18 protein-coding genes and 3 pseudogenes are annotated in these 21704 nt (G+C 58.7%); 10 read left to right on the top strand and 11 right to left on the bottom strand.

Translation table 11 applies throughout. The annotated features are described in order from the left end of the window. Positions 1-30: 30 nt before the first annotated feature. The 3 genes from ydcS to JWR98_RS20905 all read right to left on the bottom strand — a co-directional run bounded on the left by ydcS (position 31) and on the right by JWR98_RS20905 (position 3755). Positions 31-1182, bottom strand: coding sequence for a putative ABC transporter substrate-binding protein YdcS (ydcS, locus tag JWR98_RS20915; RefSeq protein WP_205491087.1), 1152 nt, complete (start codon positions 1180-1182; stop codon positions 31-33). A 70-nt stretch (positions 1183-1252) separates the two neighbouring features. Next, on the bottom strand, positions 1253-2710 hold the full coding sequence (locus JWR98_RS20910; RefSeq protein WP_179119887.1) for a gamma-aminobutyraldehyde dehydrogenase: 1458 nt from the start codon (positions 2708-2710) through the stop codon (positions 1253-1255). Between the two features lie 133 nt (positions 2711-2843). Beyond that, entirely contained in the window at positions 2844-3755 is a 912-nt protein-coding gene (locus tag JWR98_RS20905; RefSeq protein ID WP_078823479.1) for a LysR family transcriptional regulator, read from the bottom strand. A gap of 189 nt (positions 3756-3944) precedes the next feature. On the opposite strand from JWR98_RS20905, the gene JWR98_RS20900 reads away from it, so the two are divergent. Then, positions 3945-4652, top strand: coding sequence for a tellurite resistance TerB family protein (locus JWR98_RS20900; protein WP_205491085.1), 708 nt, complete (start codon positions 3945-3947; stop codon positions 4650-4652). Between the two features lie 204 nt (positions 4653-4856). Here JWR98_RS20900 and JWR98_RS20895 read toward each other — a convergent pair. The 4 genes and pseudogenes from JWR98_RS20895 to JWR98_RS29565 all read right to left on the bottom strand — a co-directional run bounded on the left by JWR98_RS20895 (position 4857) and on the right by JWR98_RS29565 (position 7698). Continuing rightward, positions 4857-5472: pseudogene (locus tag JWR98_RS20895) on the bottom strand (hypothetical protein). Continuing rightward, positions 5469-5630 carry a hypothetical protein gene (locus tag JWR98_RS20890; protein WP_179119888.1) on the bottom strand — a complete coding sequence of 54 codons (162 nt, stop codon included), beginning with the start codon at positions 5628-5630 and terminating at the stop codon, positions 5469-5471. The pseudogene JWR98_RS20895 and the gene JWR98_RS20890 overlap by 4 nt, the downstream one beginning before the upstream one ends. After that, positions 5627-6241 carry a hypothetical protein gene (locus JWR98_RS20885; RefSeq protein WP_205491083.1) on the bottom strand — a complete coding sequence of 205 codons (615 nt, stop codon included), beginning with the start codon at positions 6239-6241 and terminating at the stop codon, positions 5627-5629. Before JWR98_RS20885 ends, JWR98_RS20890 begins: the two co-directional genes overlap by 4 nt. Beyond that, positions 6238-7698: a PAAR domain-containing protein gene (locus JWR98_RS29565; protein ID WP_078731829.1), complete on the bottom strand. Its 1461-nt coding sequence runs from the start codon at positions 7696-7698 to the stop codon at positions 6238-6240. Before JWR98_RS29565 ends, JWR98_RS20885 begins: the two co-directional genes overlap by 4 nt. A gap of 215 nt (positions 7699-7913) precedes the next feature. On the opposite strand from JWR98_RS29565, the gene JWR98_RS20870 reads away from it, so the two are divergent. The 7 genes and pseudogenes from JWR98_RS20870 to JWR98_RS20840 all read left to right on the top strand — a co-directional run bounded on the left by JWR98_RS20870 (position 7914) and on the right by JWR98_RS20840 (position 16335). Beyond that, positions 7914-9536, top strand: a complete 1623-nt coding sequence (locus tag JWR98_RS20870) for a methyl-accepting chemotaxis protein (RefSeq protein WP_078731830.1) — start codon at positions 7914-7916, stop codon at positions 9534-9536. Beyond that, positions 9536-10048, top strand: a complete 513-nt coding sequence (locus tag JWR98_RS20865; protein ID WP_078731831.1) for a chemotaxis protein CheW — start codon at positions 9536-9538, stop codon at positions 10046-10048. Before JWR98_RS20870 ends, JWR98_RS20865 begins: the two co-directional genes overlap by 1 nt. Then, positions 10045-11298: a CheR family methyltransferase gene (locus tag JWR98_RS20860; protein ID WP_205491081.1), complete on the top strand. Its 1254-nt coding sequence runs from the start codon at positions 10045-10047 to the stop codon at positions 11296-11298. Before JWR98_RS20865 ends, JWR98_RS20860 begins: the two co-directional genes overlap by 4 nt. Then, positions 11295-11996, top strand: coding sequence for a chemotaxis protein CheW (locus JWR98_RS20855; protein WP_078731833.1), 702 nt, complete (start codon positions 11295-11297; stop codon positions 11994-11996). The genes JWR98_RS20860 and JWR98_RS20855 overlap by 4 nt, the downstream gene beginning before the upstream one ends. Further along, a complete protein-coding gene (locus tag JWR98_RS20850; protein ID WP_205491079.1) occupies positions 11993-14275 on the top strand; it encodes a hybrid sensor histidine kinase/response regulator in 2283 nt (760 codons plus the stop codon). Before JWR98_RS20855 ends, JWR98_RS20850 begins: the two co-directional genes overlap by 4 nt. Further along, positions 14272-15281, top strand: a pseudogene (gene cheB / locus JWR98_RS20845) (chemotaxis-specific protein-glutamate methyltransferase CheB). Before JWR98_RS20850 ends, cheB begins: the two are co-directional and overlap by 4 nt. A gap of 52 nt (positions 15282-15333) precedes the next feature. Next, the gene (locus JWR98_RS20840) at positions 15334-16335 is read left to right on the top strand and encodes a diguanylate cyclase domain-containing protein (RefSeq protein WP_078731836.1); all 1002 of its coding nucleotides are present in this window, start codon (positions 15334-15336) and stop codon (positions 16333-16335) included. A gap of 125 nt (positions 16336-16460) precedes the next feature. Here JWR98_RS20840 and JWR98_RS20835 read toward each other — a convergent pair whose 3' ends face one another. Both JWR98_RS20835 and JWR98_RS20830 read right to left on the bottom strand, forming a co-directional pair. After that, the gene (locus JWR98_RS20835) at positions 16461-16742 is read right to left on the bottom strand and encodes a bacteriocin immunity protein (RefSeq protein ID WP_225908802.1); all 282 of its coding nucleotides are present in this window, start codon (positions 16740-16742) and stop codon (positions 16461-16463) included. 219 nt (positions 16743-16961) lie between these two features. Further along, positions 16962-17216 carry a bacteriocin immunity protein gene (locus JWR98_RS20830; RefSeq protein WP_205491093.1) on the bottom strand — a complete coding sequence of 85 codons (255 nt, stop codon included), beginning with the start codon at positions 17214-17216 and terminating at the stop codon, positions 16962-16964. A gap of 48 nt (positions 17217-17264) precedes the next feature. Here JWR98_RS20830 and JWR98_RS29560 point away from each other — a divergent pair. Next, positions 17265-17414, top strand: a pseudogene (locus tag JWR98_RS29560) (diguanylate cyclase domain-containing protein); the annotation flags it as partial. Positions 17415-17558: 144 nt separating this feature from the next. On the opposite strand, the gene JWR98_RS20825 reads toward JWR98_RS29560, so the two are convergent. Together JWR98_RS20825 and JWR98_RS20820 are read right to left on the bottom strand one after the other, a co-directional pair. Then, entirely contained in the window at positions 17559-17810 is a 252-nt protein-coding gene (locus tag JWR98_RS20825) for a bacteriocin immunity protein (RefSeq protein WP_054917816.1), read from the bottom strand. 2 nt (positions 17811-17812) lie between these two features. Continuing rightward, on the bottom strand, positions 17813-20077 hold the full coding sequence (locus tag JWR98_RS20820) for an S-type pyocin domain-containing protein (RefSeq protein ID WP_078731838.1): 2265 nt from the start codon (positions 20075-20077) through the stop codon (positions 17813-17815). Between the two features lie 531 nt (positions 20078-20608). Here JWR98_RS20820 and prfB point away from each other — a divergent pair. Beyond that, positions 20609-21704, top strand: a protein-coding gene (prfB, locus tag JWR98_RS20815) for a peptide chain release factor 2 (protein ID WP_100226016.1) whose coding sequence is annotated in 2 segments (ribosomal slippage) — positions 20609-20680 and positions 20682-21704 — 1095 coding nt in all. Because the reading frame shifts where the segments join, the coding sequence is not laid out codon by codon here.

Raw genomic sequence — 21704 nt, 5'->3', positions numbered from 1 at the left:
CCACAGGAGATCTATGCCGTCTGCACGTCTTTAGCGCCCGCCCATGATCGCAATGTAATCCTGGGTCCAGCGGCTGTACGGCACGAACTTGCCGCCTTCGGCTTGCGGGGTTTTCCAGAAGGCGATCTTGTCGAACTGGTCGAAGCCGTTGGTCTTGCAGCCTTCGGCGCCGAGCAGTTCGCTCGCTTTACACGCCGCAGGCACCGCCGGCAGCGAGCCGAACCAGGCGGCCACATCGCCCTGGACCTTGGGTTGCAGCGACCAGTCCATCCACTTGTAGGCGCAGTTGGGGTGCTTGGCTTCACTGTGCAACATGGTGGTGTCGGCCCAGCCGGTGGCGCCTTCTTTCGGGATGGTCGACGCAATCGGCTGTTTCTCGTTTTGCAGGCCGTTGACCTGGTACGGCCAAGCGCTGGAGGCCACCACGCCTTCGTTCTTGAAATCACTCATTTGTACGGTGGTGTCGTGCCAGTAGCGGTGGATCAGCGGTTGCTGGGCGCGCAACAGGTCGAGCACCGCCTTGTATTGGGTTTCGGTCAGCTCATACGGGCTCTGGATACCCAGCTCCGGTTGGGTGCTCTTGAGGTACAGCGCCGCATCGGCCATGTAGATCGGGCCGTCGTAGGCCTGCACGCGACCTTTGTTCGGCTTGCCGTCCGGCAGGTTCTGCGCCTTGAACAGTACATCCCAACTGGTGGGCGCGGTCTTGAACACGTTGGTGTTGTACATCAACACGTTCGGGCCCCACTGGTACGGGGTGCCGTAGGTTTGCTGGCCGACCACGTACCACGGCGCATCCTTGAGGCGCGGGTCGATGTTTTTCCAATTGGCGATCAATGCGGTGTTGATCGGTTGCACCCGTTTGCCGGCGATCAAGCGCAGCGAAGCATCGCCCGACGCGGTGACCAGGTCGTAACCGCCCTTGGCCATCAGGCTGACCATTTCGTCCGAGGTCGCGGCGGTTTTCACATTGACCTTGCAGCCGGTTTCCTTCTCGAAGCCGGTGACCCAATCGTAGGCCTTGTCGCTTTCGCCGCGTTCGATATAACCGGGCCAGGCGACGATATCCAACTGGCCTTCACCGGCGCCAACCGCCTTGAGCGGTTCGGCGGCCTGAATACTGACGCTGGCCAGCAGCGCGGTGGTCAAGGCGCTGAGCAATGCTGTCTTGTGCGCGGACATGGGGTTCCCTCTTCTTTAATTATGGTCGGGGCAGTGGGTGAAGCCGTGACGCATGAGCTTAGTTGTTGTTTTAAAGATGCTGGCCGTGGCGGGCCATGATGTGGCGTACCACGCTGTAGTCCTGTAGCGAATCGCTCGAAAGATCTTTCCCATACCCCGAGCGCTTCAAGCCGCCGTGGGGCATCTCGCTGACCAGCATGAAATGACTGTTGATCCAGGTGCAGCCGTATTGCAGGCGCGCCGCCACCTGCATGGCCTTGTCCAGGTTCTGCGTCCACACCGACGAGGCCAGGCCGTATTCGGAGTCGTTGGCCCAGTCCACCGCCTGTTCCAACTCATCGAAGCGCGTCACCGTCACCACCGGGCCGAACACCTCGCGCTGCACGATTTCATCGTTCTGTTTACAGCCGGCCAGCAGCGTCGGCTGGTAATAGAAACCGGCGCCGGAATGCACGGCGGCTCCGGTGATTCGTTCGATATGCGGCTGGCCGAGGGCGCGTTCGACAAAGCTGGCCACGCGGTCGCGCTGGCGCGTGCTGATCAGCGGGCCGAGTTCGTTATCGGCATCACGCTTGCCGGCAAAACGCAGGCTGCCGACCGCCGCGCCCAGCTCGGCGACCAATGTGTCGTGGATGCCGGCCTGGGCGTAGATACGGCACGCGGCGGTGCAATCCTGGCCGGCGTTGTAGTAACCGTATGCACGCACGCCCTCGACCACCGCCTGCAGGTCGGCGTCGTTGCACACGATCACTGGCGCCTTGCCGCCCAGTTCCAGGTGCGTGCGTTTCAGGGTCTTGGCGGCGGCCTGGAGGATTTTCTGCCCGGTGACGATATCGCCGGTCAGCGAGACCATGCGCACTTTCGGGTGGCTGACCAGATGGCTGCCGACCCCGTCGCCACCGCCGCACAGGATGTTGATTACTCCACGCGGTAACAAATCCTTCAGCACGGGCGCCAAGGCGAGAATCGACAGCGGTGTGTGTTCCGATGGTTTAAACACCAACGTATTGCCGGCCGCCAGCGCCGGGGCGATCTTCCAGGCGGCCATCATCAGCGGGTAATTCCACGGGGCGATGGATGCCACCACGCCAATCGGGTCGCGACGCACCATGCTGGTGTAGCCCGGCAGGTATTCGCCGCTGAGCTGGCCGGTCTGGCAGCGCACGGCACCGGCGAAGAAGCGGAACACATCGACGGTGGCGCTCAAGTCATCCTGGCGCGCCAGGTGCAACGGCTTGCCGCAGTTCAGCGATTCCAGGCGGGCCAGGTAGTCGGCCTGTTTTTCGATAGCATCGGCGATGCCCAGCAACAGGATTGAACGTTGTTGCGGTGTGGTTCGCGACCAACCGGCAAACGCACGGTGGGCGGCGAGGATCGCGGCTTCGACCTGCTCGCTGCTGGCTTCGGCGATCTGGGTGAGTACCTCGCCCGTGGCGGGGTTGAGGATCGGCTCGACAAACCCCTGACCCTGGACCAGTTCGCCGTCGATCAGCAACGCAGTGAGCAGCGGGGTGGGCGCGCCGGACATTTTTCGCGATCTCTTTTCTTGTGCGGTCATGGGCGTTCTCTTACAAAGCGCCTGACCTTCTCTTAGGGGATGACCAGAGACTAGAGGTCGGGCGCGAGGTCAACAAATACTAAATACTGAATGCAGCATTCGATTAAATAGATGGCTTGCGTGGGTGCGGCTGTTCGCGGGCCACGGTCAGGAACGGGTCCACCAGGGCGGGCCGCGCAGTGCCCCGGCGCCAGGCCAGGCCTACATCGAGGGTCTGGCTGAGGTCGGCAATCGTGCGTGCCTCGATGATGTCGCCTTCCAGTGACCAGGGCCGGTAGGTCATGTCCGGCTGGATCGACACGCCCAGGCCTGCGGCGACCAGGCTGCGTACGGCTTCCGTCGATGCCGTACGCAACGTGATGCGTGGTTGCAGCCCGGCGCTGGTCCACAGGCGCTGGGCGTTGTGGCCCATTTCGTCGACGTTCAGCTGAATCAAGGGCTCACGCGCCACATCGGCGAGGTTGATGCTGTCGTGGTCCAGCAATGGATGTTGCGCCGGCAGCCACAGGCGGTGGGGCGAGTGGGTGAGGACTTCGGTCTGCAGGGCGTGGCGGTCTTCCAGATTGGAGAGAATCAGCACACCCACGTCGATCTCGCCGCTGACCAGCAAATGCTCGATATACGGACGTTCGTCTTCCATTACGCGGATTTCCACATTGGGGTAGGCGCGCTGGAAACGGGTGAGCAGATCCGCCAGGTAATAGCCGGCCACCAGGCTGGTAACGCCGATGATCAACTGCCCGGCCACTTGGTCGGTGCTCTGTTGCAGGCTGCGCTTGGCGTTGTCGACAGTGGCGAGGATCAGGTGCGCCTGGCGCAGGAACTGGTGGCCCTGATGGGTCAGGGTCATGCCCTTGGCGTGGCGGTTGAACAGGTTGACGCCGATTTCCTGCTCCAGTTGCTGGATCGCCAGCGTCAGGGTCGACTGGGAAATGAACGCCGTTTGCGCGGCGGCGGAGATCGAGCCGGTCTCGGCCACGGCGATAAAGTGCCGGATTTGACGCAAGGTCATCATGCGGAATTACCAGTGGGGTGTTTTTATCGATGTGCTCGAGTGTATATCGATTTAAGCGAAGGGCAGTTGCAAGCTTCACGCTGCAAGCGTTGCGTTACATCTGGAAGCACTCTAGATCGGGGCTTTTTGGCACTTAGTTTTACGCTGGGGGCCTATTGGTCCTATGAACCCAAGTGTCTGGAGGCTTTTATGAACACCCGTGGATTGCTCGATCAGTTGCTCAAGTCTGGCCAGGACATGTTGCAAAACAAGGCCGGCGGCCAGCGCAAACAGGATGATAAAGGTGCCCTGGGCGGCCTGCTGGGCGGTGGCGGATTGGGCAGCCTGCTCGGCGGTGCAGGCGGCGGCGCACTGGCGGCCGGTGCCATGGGCTTGCTGCTGGGCAACAAAAAGGCGCGCAAATTCGGCGGCAAGGCCCTGACCTACGGCGGGTTGGCCGCGTTGGGCGTCATCGCCTACAAAGCCTACGGCAACTGGCAGGCCAACCAGGCCAATGCGCCCCAGGGCGAGCCGCAAACCATCGACCGCCTGCCGCCGGCCCAGGTCGAGCAACACAGCCAGGGCATCCTCAAGGCGCTGGTCGCAGCGGCCAAGGCCGACGGCCACGTGGATGAGCGTGAGCGCGAGCTGATCGAAGGCGAGTTCACCAAGCTGGACAACGACAACGAACTGCAGAGCTGGCTGCACGCCGAACTGAACAAACCCCTGGATCCGGCCGACGTGGCGCGGGCGGCCGGCACCCCGGAAATGGCCGCCGAGATGTATATCGCCAGCGTGATGTTGGTGGACGAAGAGAACTTCATGGAAAAGGCCTACCTGGACGAATTGGCCCATCAACTGAAGCTCGAGCCCGGCTTGAAGCTGGAGTTGGAAAAGCAGGTACGGCTTAACCAATAGTAGGTGCGGCTGTATTCAAATCTCCAATGTGGGAGGGGCGGTGCGACGATTAGACTTGCTCCCGATGAGGGCGTGTCAGTGACATATTTTTAACTGACCCACCGCCATCGGGAGCAAACATCCTTCCATATTTGCATTGGGAACGATCCAAGAAGTACAGCAACGACATTTTCAGCCCTTCGAGTCGCCAATGTAGGTATTTGGTCATTGCGGTATCCAAGGTGCGGCCAGTTGCAACTTGATGAGATAGCGTTCTTCAGTAGGATGTCGAACGTTCTTGAAACGATTAACCCCCAGCATCACTTGATATTTTTTTCCGGCCTGCCAAAAAGACGTACCGCTCTGGTTCACGTTGCGCAAGCGGGCGCGCCATTCAGGGGTGTCGGCGAATGGAGGGTTGGAGGCGACGCGAATCGGCTGCCAACCAGCGTTGCGCCATTGGTCCTGCAAATCCAGTACAACTTTGAGGGTGTCATCGAGAAGAAGTGGTTCAACTTGAGGGGATATACGGACACTACTGACCGTCTCATCACTCTCGAAGCTCGCTGTGAAGAAACGAGCTTTGGGGGTTACGAATCCATATTCAGAATCCATGAAACGAAGGCGGGCATCAGACTTCGGAAGTCTTCCCCAAAAAATGCCCAGAAATGGCGGGGTCGATGGATGCGCTGGAGCGCTGACGCATGTCTTCCCAAGGCTCGCCAAGCATCAATGCGATCTCTGGCGTACTGGTGAAGAACCGTATCATCCCTACCACGATTGCTGCCGCGAACAGTGCAAGTGCGGTATTTCGCCAATTCACTGTTGATAGTCTGTTCATCGAATACCCCGGCCTTCGGCGATCTCTTCAATAGCCTGTTCGATCCGGTGTCGCTCTGTGCTATGTAACAAATCGTCAAACTGTGCAGCAGTCTTTAGTACGAACGCCATGCGTTGACCAATATCGGCAAGATTGGCGAAAGGGTGTTTACTGTTCATGGGTGTACCCAGGGTTTGCCTAAGCTCAGCTTGATGAGATAACGCTCTTCATTGGGATAACGGTCATCCTTGAATCGATTAACCACCATCATTAATTGGTATTTGTCACCAGCCTGCCAGTATGACGTTCCGCCCTGGTACACGTCCCTCAATCTGGCACGCCATTCGGGTGTGTCAACGAATGGTGGATCGTATTTGACTCGGATGGGTATCCAGCCACCCTTACGCCATTGCTCCTGTAAATCCAACATGACCTTTACCGTGTCGTCGAGCAGTAGCGGCTCGATTTGAGGGGACATGCGAACGTTGCGTACTAGCTGACCATCGAAGCCTATCGTGAAGAAACGGGCCAGTGGGGTTATGAATCCATATTTCGGATCAATGAAACGAAGGCGAGCATCGGTTTTTGGGATCCTGAACCAGTGGCGTCCGGGAATGGTTGGCTCAATGCTCGCGCTGGAGCGTTGCCGCATGTCTTCCCAGGGCTCGCCAAGCATCAGTGCGATTTCCGGTTCATCAGCAACGTGGTGTATTGCTACCCATGAGAGAAGTACAGCAAGCACCAATCCCAGTCCGCAACGTCGCCAACCTATCTGCAAGTTCCGGCTCATCGAACGCCTTCACCTTCAGCGATATCTTCCAACGCCTGTTCGATCTGATGTCGCTGAGTGCTATGTAGCAACTTGTCAAACTGTTCGGCGGCCTTCAGTACGAACGACATGCGTTGATTGATATTGGCCAGGTTGGCAATGGGGTTGCTGCTGAACTCAATGGTTCGGCCGTCATCAACAGGGATGCATTGATTTGCTAGCGTCAGCTCAAGAGCTTGGGCGGCCCCGGACGGTATATCTGTAACGTAGGAAAGGTGGTTGCCACGCAGCAATACCACTAGATTTGGATCAGCGTACATTGTCGGTTGAAGAATATTTCGTTGTTCGTGGTCAGCTAAGTGCTCAACGCTCTTGGCGATATTGCCTGTTTCCATTGCCTCGAAAGCTTGCAGGATTTCACCGTAGTTAGTACCGAACTCAAGTTTCTCGTGCCCAACCGGCCACAGCACAGGGGGAAGGTCAGCTCCGATAATTCTCCTGCGAAACGGCAAGCATTGATCCAGCAGCCCCAACCCCCGGTCCCTATAAAACGCATGCAACGGAAACACATCCAAAAACAGTGTGGTATTACCCATCGCCATCATCTCGTAGACATGCTGATAAAGCTGCTGCACGCTCGATAGCGGTTCGCCCTCTTGCCGCCAATCAACATTAGGTACTGGATTATCGCGGGCGGCCTGTTCGTATTCGCGCTGCCGCTGCTCGTACTCCCGCAGCTTCGCTCGCCGTTCACGCTCCTCGGTGCTGAACAACCCCCACACCCCTTTGCGGGCACTCCTTCTCAACTGCTGCGCCGCCTCGTATTCCACCTGAATCTTCTCGATGGCGTCAGCCGCATGCAGCAAGCCGCACCCCACCTGCTTGGACGCAAACGCCGCGAGCCCCGCCCACTGAAAACGCTTGTCGAGCCGCCAGAGCTGAGCGTAAGCAGAGTTGATCACTCGGTTGCGCAACCTGGGATCGGCGATCAGCGTGCCGCCCGGCGCGACAATGTCTTCTGCCTGTTTCTGATAGAAGCGCCAATTGCGCTCGCAGGAAGACTCGAGGATCTCGCTTGATGTTGGAGTCGCGGGTCTTGAGAGTGAAGTGGGCGATGTACGAGGCGCGGTCGATGAAGCTTGCGTTGGGGGCGATACAGGAGCGGCTCTACTTAGTACCGAAGTATCTTCGGCAGTAACAGTCTGATACCGATCGAACTGGTCGGTAAGCAGACGAGGGGCCGGGTCGCATTTGCACAGACAAATATCGTCCGAAAGCGCAACTTTTCGCCCATGCGCATCCATTTTAAGCCGCGGGCCGACACAAACAATGACGCCTGCGGTCTGACACGCCGGGCAACGCACCTCGTGCCCTTCAAGGGCAATTTCTACCCCATTAATGCCGAAGCCCCTCAAACCGTCGACTACTGTACCGCCAGCAGTGGTTTTGGCGCCTAGGGTAATTAAATAGCGTCGCATGCCAGATAGGTCCTTTTGTTAACTGGGACCAGCACGCTAGGCGAGGCTACAAGAACCGGGTAGTCGGACATTTCCTGGGTTGGTGTAGGGTGGTTCTGCAATCACCCTTCGGAGTTTTTTCCATTCTGTGAGCACCTCCATCAAAACCCTTGATTAATACGACCTTGTGCTCGGCTATACTCCTCCCCATTTGAATGGCCCTCCGAGGAATAACTGTGAAGAACTGGACCTTGCGCCAACGCATCCTGGCAAGTTTTGCGGTCATTATCGCCATCATGCTGTTAATGGTTGTGGTCTCCTATTCGCGGTTGCAAAAGATCGAATCCGGCCAGGAAGCGGTGCGTGACGACGCGGTACCTGGGGTTTATCTCAGCTCGATGATCCGCAGCGCCTGGGTCGACAGCTATCTTCAAACCATTGATATCATCGGCTTGCGCGAGGATAAAACCTTCACCGGCAGCGACCGATCCGACTACAGCACCTTCGAGTCGCGCATTGAGCAGCAGATAGCCAACTATGAACGTACGGTCCATAGCCAGGCCGATCGCATGGAGTTCGATAACTTCAAGGCCGCTCACCTCAATTACAACAGAGTGCTCAAGCAGGTGATTGAGCGCATCGAGGCCAATGACCTGCCGGCCGCGCGCCAATTGCTGGAAGAAGAGTTGACGCCGATCTGGACCGAAGGCCGGATGAAGCTCAATGACATCATCACCGAAAACAAAGGTGTCTCCGATAACGCCACGGCCGCCATCGACGAGGCCGTGGCCTCGGCCAAGATCAGCCTGTTCGTGTCCCTGGCCGTGGCCATTCTGGCCGCCGGTCTGTGCGGCCTGCTGCTGATGCGCGCGATCATGGCGCCGATGCGGCGCATCGTCGAGATCCTCGACACCATGCGCACCGGTGACCTGAGCAAACGCCTGAACCTTGCGCGCAAGGACGAATTCGGCGCGGTGGAAACCGGCTTCAACGACATGATGACCGAACTCACAGCCCTGGTGTCCCAGGCCCAGCGTTCGTCGGTGCAGGTCACCACCTCGGTGACCGAAATTGCCGCCACGTCCAAGCAGCAACAGGCCACGGCCACGGAAACCGCTGCGACAACCACCGAAATCGGTGCCACATCGCGTGAAATCGCCGCCACGTCCAGGGACCTGGTGCGCACCATGACCGAAGTGTCCACCGCCGCCGACCAGGCGTCGGTGGCCGCCGGTTCCGGCCAGCAGGGCCTGGCGCGCATGGAAGAAACCATGCACTCGGTGATGGGCGCCGCCGACCTGGTCAATGCCAAGCTGGCGATCCTCAATGAGAAAGCCGGCAACATCAACCAGGTGGTGGTCACCATCGTCAAGGTCGCCGACCAGACCAACCTGTTGTCGCTCAATGCCGCGATCGAGGCCGAGAAGGCCGGTGAGTATGGGCGCGGGTTCTCCGTGGTTGCCACCGAAGTGCGCCGCCTGGCCGACCAGACCGCCGTGGCCACCTACGACATCGAACAGATGGTCCGCGAGATCCAGTCGGCGGTGTCCGCCGGCGTGATGGGCATGGACAAGTTCTCCGAGGAAGTGCGCCGCGGCATGTTCGAAGTGCAGCAGGTTGGCGAGCAACTGTCGCAGATCATCCATCAGGTGCAGGCACTGGCGCCGCGGGTATTGATGGTTAACGAAGGCATGCAGGCCCAGGCCACCGGCGCCGAGCAGATCAACCATGCCCTTGTGCAACTGGGCGATGCCAGCAGCCAGACCGTGGAGTCCCTGCGCCAGGCCAGCTTTGCGATTGATGAGCTGAGCCAGGTCGCGGTGGGCCTGCGCAGCGGCGTGTCGCGTTTCAAAGTCTGATGAGCGACTTCGCGGCTAAACGCGGCGCCGTCCCGGCAGTGAAAAAGGCATTGTTCCTGGTGTTTCATATCGGCAGCGAACGTTATGCCCTCAAGGCCACCGAAGTGGCCGAGGTGCTGCCGCGCCTGCCGCTCAAGCCGATTGCCCATGCGCCGCTGTGGGTCGCGGGCATCTTCGCCCATCGCGGTGCGTTGGTGCCGGTGATCGACCTCAGCGCCTTGACCTTCGGCACCCCGGCACAGGCCCGCACCAGCACCCGGCTGGTACTGGTCAACTACCAGCCACAACCCTGGGCCGCGCCGCGCCCGCTGGGGCTGATCCTGGAACAGGCCACCGACACCCTGCGTTGCGAGCCGGGGCAGTTTCAGCCCTATGGTCTGGACAATCGCCAGGCGCCGTACCTGGGGCCGGTGCGCGAAGACGCGCTGGGCCTGATGCAGTGGATCGGCGTGAATGACCTGCTCACCGATGACGTGCGGGCCCTGCTGTTTTCTGCCGAGTTGAGCCTATGAGAGACAACCCGCGCTTTTTCGCCTTCTTGAAGGAACGCATCGGCCTGGACGTTGCGTCGGTCGGCGAGGCCATCATCGAGCGCGCGGTGCGCCAGCGCAGCCAGGCAGTGCTGGCGCAGACGGCGGATGAATACTGGCAGCACCTGCAACGTTCCCATGATGAGCAACAAGCGCTGATCGAAGCGGTGATCGTCCCCGAGACCTGGTTTTTCCGGTATCCCGAATCCTTTGCCACCCTGGCCCGGTTGGCGGTGGCGCGGCTGGCCGAGATCAAGCAGATGCGCGCGCTGCGCATCCTCAGCCTGCCGTGCTCCACTGGCGAGGAACCCTATTCGATCGCCATGGCCTTGCTCGACGCCGGTTTGGCGCCGCACCAGTTCAAGGTGCAGGGCATGGACGTCAGCCCGTTGTCGGTGGAGCGCGCCCGACGCGGGGTGTATGGCAAGAATTCCTTTCGCGGTGGCGACCTGGCGTTTCGCGAGCGCCACTTTGTCGAGTACGGCGACGGTTTTCACCTCGCCGAACGCGTGCGCGAACAGGTGCGCCTGCAGGTCGGCAACCTGCTCGATCCGGCGCTGCTGGCGAGCGAGTCGAGCTACGACTTCGTGTTCTGCCGCAACCTGTTGATCTACTTCGACCAGCCGACCCAACAGCAAGTGTTCGATGTGCTCAAGGGGCTGACCCACGTGGACGGCGTACTGTTTATCGGCCCTGCCGAGGGCAGCCTGCTGGGCCGCCATGGCATGCGTTCGATTGGGGTGCCGCAGTCATTTGCCTTCAGTCGGCATGCCGAACCGCCGAAACCTGAGCCGGTATTCGCGCCCCTGCCGATCACGCCGCGCCGTACGCCGCCGATTCCCGCCAAGCCGCGTCCCTTCAGTACGGTCAGCCCCCAAGGCGTGCCGATCCAGTCGGCGCCGTCCGATGCAAGCGCGTTGCTCAGCCGTATCGCCACTCTGGCCAATGAAGGCAAAAGCGCCGAGTCCCGTACCGCCTGCGAGCAGTACCTGAACAGCCACCCTCCGGCCGCCCAGGTGTTTTACTGGCTGGGACTGCTCAGCGATGTGGCCGGCAGTGCTCTGGAGGCTCAGGGTTACTATCGAAAAGCCTTGTACCTCGAACCGCAGCATCCGCAGGCCCTGATGCACTTGGCCGCGTTGCTCCAATCCCAGGGTGACAGTGCGGGGGCGCGTCGTTTGCAGGCGCGGGCCGCGCGTAGCGAGCGAGCTGACAGTGAGTTCAAACCATGAATGACACCGGGGCGCTCGACACCGCCGGCCTCGACCTGACCCTGGCCGATACGCAAGCCATCGATGACTGCTGGAACCGTATCGGTATCCACGGTGACAGGTCATGCCCGCTGTTGCCGGAGCATATCCACTGCCGTAATTGCTCGGTGTATTCCGCCGCCGCCACGCGCTTGCTCGACCGCTACGCGCTGCAGCAGGACGACCGTCGAGCGGTGGCGGCCGCCAAGGTCGACGAAGACATCGTCACCCGGTCACTGCTGATATTCCGTCTCGGCGAAGAATGGCTGGGCATTGCCACCCGTTGCCTGGTGGAAGTGGCACCGCTGCAACCGATCCATTCGCTGCCGCACCAACGTTCGCGCGCCCTGCTCGGTGTGGCGAATGTGCGTGGCGCGCTGGTGGCGTGCCTGTCGCTGGCGGAACTGCTGGGTCTGGACAGTACCGGCAACGGCGCCAGCGGTGGGCGCATCATGCCGCGCATGCTGATCATTGCCGCGCAGGACGGCCCGGTGGTGGTGCCGGTGGACGAAGTGGATGGCATCCACGCCATCGATGAGCGCACCTTGGCGGCGGCATCGGCGTCCGGCAACCAGGCCAGTGCGCGCTATACCCAAGGGGTGTTGCAGTGGAAAGGCCGCAGCCTGCGTTGGCTGGACGAGGCGCAATTGTTGTCTGCCGTGACCCGGAGCCTCACATGACCCCCGACCAGATGCGCGATGCCTCGCTGCTGGAGTTGTTCAGCCTGGAAGCCGATGCACAAACCCAAGTACTCAGCGCGGGGCTGCTGGCCCTGGAGCGTAACCCGACCCAGGCCGACCAGCTCGAAGCCTGCATGCGTGCAGCGCATTCGCTCAAGGGCGCAGCGCGCATCGTGGGGGTGGATGCGGGCGTCAGCGTCGCTCATGTCATGGAGGACTGTCTGGTCAGCGCCCAGGAAAGCCGCCTGTACCTGCAACCCGAACACATCGATGCCTTGCTTCAAGGCACTGACCTGCTGATGCGCATCGCCACGCCGGGTAATGATGTGGGGCCGGCGGATATCCAGGCCTATGTGGCGCTGATGGAACGTCTGCTCGATCCGTCGCAGCCGACGGCCAGGGTCGCACCGCCGCCGGCATCGGCGGAGCCTGCGCCTGCATCGATCATCGAAGAACTGCCGCCGGAACCCGAGCCCGCGCCGCCGCTTGCCGGCGACCTGCCACGTCAGAGCAAGCGCCTGACCGAAGGCGGCGAGCGCGTATTGCGTGTCACTGCCGAGCGCTTGAACAGCCTGCTGGACCTGTCGAGCAAATCCCTGGTGGAAACCCAGCGGCTCAAACCCTACCTGGCCAGTATGCAGCGTCTTAAACGTGTGCAAAGCCAGGGCGTGCGCGCCCTGGATACCCTAGACGGCCATCTCAGAACCCTGGATTTGAATCTCGAAGCCCAGGAAGCCCTGGCCGAAACGCGCCGTCTGCTGAGCGAGGCCCAGGCGCTGCTGGCGGAAAAAACCGTCGAGCTGGATGAGTTCGGCTGGCAGGCCGGGCAGCGCGCCCAGGTGCTTTACGACACCGCGCTGGCCTGTCGCATGCGGCCGTTCGCCGATGTGCTGGCCGGGCAGGTGCGCATGGTGCGCGACCTGGGCCGCAGCCTGGGTAAGCAGGTGCGCCTGGAGATCGAAGGCGAAAAGACCCAGGTCGATCGCGACGTGCTGGAAAAGCTCGAAGCGCCGCTTACCCATTTATTGCGCAATGCCGTCGACCACGGCATCGAAATGCCCGAACAACGCCTGCTGGCGGGCAAACCCGCTGAAGGGTTGATCCGCCTGCGGGCGTCGCACCAGGCCGGTTTGCTGGTGCTGGAGTTGAGCGACGACGGTAACGGCGTCGACCTGGAACGCTTGCGCGGCGCGGTTGTTGACCGGCATCTCTCGACCGTGGAAACGGCGTCGAGCCTGAGCGAAGAGGAACTGCTGACGTTCCTGTTCCTGCCTGGTTTCAGCCTGCGCGACAAAGTCACCGAGGTCTCCGGGCGCGGCGTCGGCCTGGATGCGGTCCAGCATATGGTGCGCCAACTGCGCGGCGCGGTGGTGCTGGAGCAGAGGGCGGGGCAGGGCAGTCGTTTCCATCTGGAGGTGCCGCTGACCTTGTCGGTGGTGCGCAGCCTGGTGGTGGAGGTCGGCGAAGAAGCCTACGCGTTTCCGCTGGCGCACATCGAACGCATGTGTGACCTGGCCCCGGACGACATCGTGCAACTGGAAGGCCGCCAGCATTTCTGGCACGAGGGCCGGCACGTCGGCCTGGTCGCCGCCAGCCAGTTGTTGCAGCGTCCGGCGGGGCAGAGCCCTGCGGATACCTTGAAAGTGGTGGTGATCCGCGAGCGCGATGCGGTGTATGGGATTGCCGTGGAGCGCTTCATCGGCGAGCGTACGCTGGTGGTGCTGCCGCTGGATGACCGCCTGGGCAAGGTCCAGGATATTTCCGCCGGCGCCTTGCTGGACGATGGTTCGGTGGTATTGATCGTCGACGTGGAAGACATGCTGCGTTCGGTGGATAAACTGCTCAACACCGGGCGTCTGGAACGCATTGCCCGGCGCAGCCAGCAGGCCGCCGAGGCACCGCGCAAGCGCGTGCTGGTGGTGGATGACTCGCTCACGGTACGTGAATTGCAACGTAAATTGCTGCTAAATCGCGGTTACGAAGTGGCCGTGGCGGTGGATGGCATGGACGGCTGGAACGCCTTGCGCTCCGAAGATTTCGACTTGCTGATCACAGACATTGATATGCCTCGCATGGACGGTATCGAATTGGTCACACTCTTGCGCCGTGATACTCGCCTGCAATCGCTGCCGGTGATGGTGGTGTCGTATAAAGACCGTGAAGAAGACCGCCGCCGTGGGCTCGACGCCGGTGCCGATTACTATCTGGCCAAAGCCAGTTTCCACGACGATGCCTTGCTGGACGCCGTGGTGGAGCTGATCGGGAGCGCGCGGGCATGAGGATAGCCATCGTCAATGACATGCCCCTGGCGGTTGAGGCATTGCGCCGCGCCCTGGGTTTCGAGCCCGCGCACCAGGTGGTCTGGGTGGCCGGCAATGGTCTGGAGGCGGTGCAGCGCTGCGCCGAGCTGACGCCGGACCTGATCCTGATGGACCTGATCATGCCGGTGATGGACGGCGTGGAGGCCACGCGGCAGATCATGGCCGAGACGCCGTGTGCGATCCTGCTGGTGACCGTCGACCGTCAGGCCAACATGGGCCGGGTGTTCGAGGCCATGGGCCATGGTGCCCTGGATGTGGTGGACACTCCGGCGCTTGGCGTCGGCAACCCCAGGGATGCCGCGGCGCCGTTGCTGCGCAAGATCCTCAATATCGGCTGGTTGATTGGCCAGCGCGCAGTCGGGTACGCGCCGAAGCCGCCGCACCGCGCATCAGCGGCCAGCGCCAGAGCCTGGTGGCCATCGGCTCCTCGGCCGGCGGTCCGGCGGCGCTGGAAATCCTGCTCAAGGGCCTGCCCCGGGATTTCCCCGCCGCCATTGTGCTGGTGCAGCATGTCGACCAGGTATTCGCCGCCGGCATGGCCGAGTGGCTGAGCAGCGCCTCCGGCCTGCCGGTGCGCCTGGCCCGCGAAGGCGAGCCGCCGCAACGCGGCGTGGTGCTGCTGGCCGGTACCAACCATCACATCCGTTTATTGAAAAATGGCACGTTGGCCTATACGGCAGAGCCGGTGAACGAGATTTACCGGCCGTCGATCGACGTGTTTTTCGAAAGCGTGGCCAGCCACTGGAATGGCGATGCCGTCGGCGTACTGCTGACCGGTATGGGCCGCGACGGGGCCCAGGGCCTCAAGTTACTGCGTGAACAAGGTTATTTGACCATCGCCCAGGATCAGCAAAGCTCGGCGGTGTACGGAATGCCCAAAGCGGCGGCGGCAATCGATGCCGCTGTTGAAATTCGCCCACTTGACAGAATTGCGCCCCGATTGCTGGAGGTCTTTGCACAATGAACATGACCTTCCGCGGGTGCTGGCGTGCAGGTGGTAATTCAGGTGACTGCACATGAATGATTTACAGATCGACGACATCAAGACCGACGAAAATGCCGCCATGGTGTTGCTGGTCGACGACCAGGCGATGATCGGCGAAGCCGTACGACGTGGCCTGGCCCATGAAGACAATATCGACTTCCACTTCTGCGCCGACCCGCACCAGGCGATTGCCCAGGCGATTCGCATCAAGCCCACCGTGATCCTGCAAGACCTGGTGATGCCCGGCCTGGACGGCCTGACCCTGGTGCGCGAATACCGCAACCACCCGGCCACGGCGAATATCCCGATCATTGTGCTTTCGACCAAGGAAGACCCGCTGATCAAGAGCGCGGCGTTTTCGGCCGGTGCCAATGATTATCTGGTCAAACTGCCGGACAACATCGAGCTGGTGGCCCGCATCCGCTATCACTCGCGCTCCTACATGACCCTGCTGCAGCGTGATGCCGCCTACCGTGCGTTGCGGGTCAGCCAGCAACAACTGCTGGACACCAACCTGGTGCTGCAACGGTTGATGAACTCCGATGGCCTCACCGGGCTGTCCAACCGCCGCCACTTCGACGAATACCTGGAGCTGGAATGGCGCCGCGCCCTGCGCGATCAGACCCAGCTGTCGCTACTGATGATCGATGTGGACTTCTTCAAGACCTACAACGACAGCTTCGGTCATGTCGAAGGCGACGAAGCGTTGCGCAAAGTCGCCGACACCATCCGTGAAGCCAGCAGCCGTCCGTCGGACTTGCCGGCGCGCTACGGTGGTGAAGAGTTTGCGCTGGTGCTGCCCAACACCTCGCCAGGCGGCGCGCGGCTGGTGGCCGAGAAGTTGCGCATGGCCGTGGCCGCGCTGAAGATCCCGCATACCGCACCGACCGAGGGGGCCAGCCTGACCATCAGCATCGGCCTGTCGACCATGACCCCGGTGCAGGGCACCGATTGCCGCAAATTGATCGTGGCGGCGGACAAGGGGTTGTATACGGCCAAGAACAATGGGCGTAATCAGGTTGGTATCGAATGATCTGAGGACCGTATACCAATTCAAGTGTGGGAAGGTTGCCCCTCCCACATTCGAACTTCAGAGTTATCCCGATTTTAGCAAAAATGTAGGGGCGCTGAGCAAAAAAATCCGCTTTCAATATCCGTTCAAAGGTCGTAGTTATTATGGCTCGACTTTAAATCCGGGTTTGTTATTGGTGGTTCGCCAGTTTTTAATCTTTCAGTTATAGCTTCAATTGTACTTTCTGCATCCGATGCGGCGTAATAAATAAAGTCTGCTCCTTCTGGGTGTTCAGTGATTAACTCAAAATGTTGTAAAAGCGTATCTAGTCGTTCATCGGTTGGAGCGGTATTTTCCTTAAGTGTTTCTTTCATGAGTAGTAAAAATTCTTCTTTTGTATACTCGGAAAAGCTTGGTTTGAGTTTCATTATTCGGTTCCTTTCTTATGAGGCTCCATGTGGCGTTTAGGGGTTAGTATGCGTAAATTTTCAACATTATGATTCTGACCGCCCATCGGCAGCCGTCTTCGAACTCATTCGAACCGGCAGGTCGATTATGCTGTTGACTGCCGAGGTTATCGTCGACTCGTTGAGTGAAATAAGAAGTCTGCCATCGTTGTAGAAGCGATGGCAGGGGATAGGGCGGCGTTATTCTATTCTGAACCCAGGCTTGCCATTATTCGCGCGCCACTCTTTGACCTCTTTTACAATTCCTTCTGGACTGTCTTCTCTACCATTTCTTGGATAATAGACGAGGTCTGACCCATCAGGATGCTCCGTAAGTCGCTTGAATGCTAATAGCATTTCGTCATCTTCTTCCTCAGAGCGAGCATTCGCATCACAAAGAGAAATTACAAATTTTAAAAACTCGCTTTCTGTGTACTCGGAAATTGAGGTTTTCATCTTAATTACCTTGCCGTGAATACGCTTGTGAAGTTTTGGAGCATCGCCCCGGCTGAAGGTGCCAGCCTGGCCATCGGTATTGGGCTGTCGACGTTGACGCCGGTCTAGGGTACGGACTGCCGGCAGTTGATCATGGCGGCGGACAAGGGGTTGTATATGGCCAAGCATAATGGGCGTAATCAGGTGGGCATCGAATAAATTCGAGACCAGCGCAAAGCCAAGTGGAGAGGGCGCGAATCTCTCCCACATTGGATCTTCGAGGCTGAGTATGAAATCACTATGGTTAAGAGGCTGAAGAATAAAGCGCCATTGTCAGTGCTGTGTTGATAATGGCGCTTGTGATTAATCTGCTTTAAAACCAGTTTTGTCGTTGGCGGATCGCCACTCTTTAACTTCTTTTACTACAAATTCAGGTCCATCTTTTTCAGGCTCCGGATAAAATATTAGATCTGAACCAGAAGGGTGTTCCGTTAACGCTTCAAATTTTAAAATTGCATCGGTGTGCTCTTTTTCTGTGGCGTAGTCGTCGTTATAGATTTTTACAACCAAGTTTAAAAACTCACGCTCCGTCATCTCGCTAATTAATGTGCCCATTTTTAGGAACCTCTGTGAATGTCGATATGCTTTTTTGGCGTTAGAATCACGATATTGTCGATGCCGTATACTTCACCGTCAGTAGACACATATTTTTTATGATGAAGCTCAAACCGTATCCGTTTACCCACTGCTTCACTTTTTTTAACAATCGGCGAACGTCCATTTTTCATGGTGGCTAACTCACTAGGTGCAAAATGCTGAGCCAACTCTGAATCTGTAGACACTGCTTTCCAGAAAGCCTCACGAAATGCCTTGAAATTTTTAAACTGCTGGCCTCTCAACTGATCAGCGATTTGCGATGGAATGGGTGCGCCGTCGTCTGTGGTCGCTGCTCCAAGCCAGTTGCCAAACACAGGTTGGCCCATCCCGGTAGCAACTCCCGGATCCTCCCGTCTATCCCTGAACATCACATAGATAGGAGGCAACCCGGAATCTATAGGGAATACGGTTATAAAGTCATCAAAACGTGACTCACGGACTTCTGGAAACGAATCAACTCTGCCAGCAACCGGCGTCACCGTAGCTCCAACGTAAACAGGCGGTTCAGGCTGGTCAACGGGCAGAGTTGTTGAGCTATCCCCGGGGGCAACGATAGGTGTCCAGACCAACGTCCTGGGTGGGACGTCACTTGTCGTGACGGTGTACACCTTCCGCGCTGGATCGTAGGTCGCGGCAACCACCTTGACCTTGGAAGGCACGCTTGTACCGTCGGCAATGACCACAAACACTTCGGAGCGTCCATCCTCCGCCGTCTTTGAACTCATTCGCACTGGCAGGTCTATTGTGCCATTGAGTGCGGTGGTGAGCGTTGACTCGTTGACGTCTGGCAAAAACGTTGAAACCGGGGTACCGAGTGCGTAACGCTCCGCCAGTTCTCCGTTTGCAAGCTTGGGTGAATAGACCAGAGCTGAAACACCGACAAGTAAGCCGCCTGCCGTGCTTGCGGCCAACTCCGTCAATGCGGCCACTGCTGACCCAATAGCGGCTCGCAGCGTGACGGTAACCCCCTCTGCTGTAGCGATAGTCCCGACTGAGGTCATGACCATCGCTTGAGTCGCAGCAGCAGTGCCCGACAGTCGATAGGTATTGGCTACTCGTACCGCTTCAATACGCGCCTGGGCCGTTGCTACCTGCTGCGCACGTTCCGCGAGGTCGCTGATTGCATTGGAGGCGTTGGCAAGAAACCGCGCGGACTCTGACTTCAGCACAAAGTCATGATGGCTGAGCCATCTCACCCCAAGAGCGGTATTCTGCTGCAGATAAATAAGCTGTTTGAGTCCCTCAAGCTCAGGTTTGCTGAGTGGCGGTGTAACCCGTGGGTTGGCTGCGGGATAGTAAATCATCAACCCGTTCCGGTTTATGGCTAACGGTGGGTCAATAGGTTTGATCGCAGCCATCGTTTCTTCGATCATTTTGTCCAGCGTGTTTTTGTAAAGCATGAGGATCTGGTCGGGTGTCAATCCAACGACCGAGCCGGCAAGAGAGGCGAGTTCCACCTGCAAATATTCCGGCAGCAAATGCACCTGAATTTCCAACTCATCGGCAATGGTCTTCAGATACTCATTGTGTAAATTTGCCCAGCCAGGATCATGTTCGGCTAAATTGGCCTCCAGCGTTTGCCTGGCCTTTGCCAACCCTGAAAGTTTTTTAGTCAGAATATCTATAGAGAGCGAGAGAGCCTTGAGTTCTTGTGCAGCCCTCCAGACGTTGTCGTAAAGTGTGTAGGCATCGCCCAGATTTTTTATCGGGTCGGATGATGCGAGCGTTTCACGTAGCTTCGTATAAGTTAAGTTTTCCATGAGGTAAAAAGGGCTTTGATCATAGAGCCCATAGATGAGCGGCGCAGTACTGACGTAGTTGGTTTTTTTCGCGCCGATGATTTCAAGTGTGATTTTTTGATCGAGAACGGCTGAGGCTGTCTCTGTGAGTGACTGTGAAGCTTTCGCGGCTTGCTGTTTCTCTGCGAGTTCGCGTTCAGTTTCAGTGGTGAGCGTTGCGAAGCGTGCGCTGTACTTTGCGTCAATCAAGGATTGATTGTACTTTTGCTCTCCAATGAAATCGGCGGTGGTGCTAGGGAAGTCAAACTGCTTGAAGCGGCTACGGTCTCCTTCACCTCGACGTGGCCCTTCTTGAAGGCCCCAGCCATCTCCACTTCCTACGTAGCCTCCGCCTTCACCATCCCAATAAGTGTTTCGTCTCCCGGCGGTAATTTTCGTCGGCTTGAGTTCTAAAGGTTGTCCAGGCTGCCATCCTTGTTGTGCCATAGGGCCTCTCCATTTTTGTGAGAGTGATCGTTAGAAGTTTGTGCGTCCTGAAGAAAAAGCTCAGGCGCTTTGATCGAACTTATTTGAGAGGGAAGAAATAAAAAACTGATGGCGTTTTGATTTGATTTTATGCGTGTAGGAGGCTTTGTAAGATGGTTCTGAAGCTGATGTATTTATATTCTTGTATGTTTGTGACTTGAGTCTTAAGCCGATTTGGCTAGAAACCTAATTGTTTGTTTTTATTGGAGTGGGTTGGTTTGTGGTCTTTTAGGCAGGCTCTGACCTAGATTTTCAAATTATCTGTATAAACAGATGAACGGTCTGGTTTTAGCGAGTAGTAGGTCGGGTTTTCTAACGCGCGGCATCGTCAACTTATAGGAAATGCTGTGATGGTCGCGTATCTGTCACCGAAGCAAGCGTGACGAGAGGGAAGCGCTGTCTTGGCAGAATCGACCAAGCGGGCTGCCGTTTCCAGCCGTTTGCCGTTATACTCGCCGGCTTTCAAAAGTTCGCCAACGAGTGCTGCCCGCCATGGAAATCAACCCGATCCTTAACACCATCAAGGACCTGTCCGAGCGCTCCGAAACTATTCGGGGGTATCTTTGACTACGATCAAAAGCATGAGCGTCTGACCGAAGTCAATCGCGAGCTTGAAGATCCGAGTGTCTGGAACAAACCTGAATACGCCCAGGAACTGGGCCGCGAACGCGCTGCGCTGGCGCAGATCGTCGACACCCTCGACGAACTGAACACCGGTCTGGCCGATTGCCGTGACCTGCTGGACATGGCCGTCGAAGAAGACGACGAAGGCGCAGTGGGCGATGTCGTCGCCGAGCTGGCCCGTCTCGAAGAGAACCTCGCCAAGCTCGAATTCCGCCGCATGTTCAGCCACGAGATGGACCCGAACAACGCCTACCTGGACATCCAGGCCGGTTCCGGCGGCACCGAAGCCCAGGACTGGGCCAACATCCTGCTGCGCATGTACCTGCGCTGGGCCGACAAACGCGGTTTCGACGCGACCATCATGGAACTGTCGGCCGGTGAAGTCGCCGGCATCAAGGGCGCGACCGTGCACATCAAGGGTGAATACGCCTTTGGCTGGCTGCGTACCGAGATTGGCGTGCACCGCCTGGTGCGCAAGAGCCCGTTCGACTCCGGCAACCGTCGCCACACCTCGTTCTCGGCCGTGTTCGTTTCGCCAGAGATCGACGACAAAGTCGAAATCGAGATCAACCCCGCCGACCTGCGCATCGATACCTACCGTTCTTCCGGTGCCGGTGGTCAGCACGTTAACACCACCGACTCGGCCGTACGTATCACCCACGTACCGACCAACACCGTGGTCAGCTGCCAGAACGAACGTTCCCAGCATGCGAACAAGGACACCGCCATGAAAATGCTGCGGGCCAAGTTGTACGAGCAGGAAATGCAGAAGCGCAATGCGGCTTCCCAGGCACTGGAAGACACCAAGTCGGATATCGGCTGGGGTCACCAGATCCGTTCTTATGTGCTCGACGCGTCGCGGATCAAGGATCTGCGCACTAACATCGAACGCAGCGACTGCGACAAGGTGCTCGACGGCGATATCGACGAATACCTGGAAGCCAGCTTGAAATCAGGGCTGTAA

The sequence above is a fragment of the Pseudomonas lactucae genome (genome assembly GCF_016937615.1).
Lineage (GTDB): Bacteria > Pseudomonadota > Gammaproteobacteria > Pseudomonadales > Pseudomonadaceae > Aquipseudomonas > Aquipseudomonas lactucae.
This window is presented reverse-complemented; position numbering and strand designations above follow the sequence as displayed.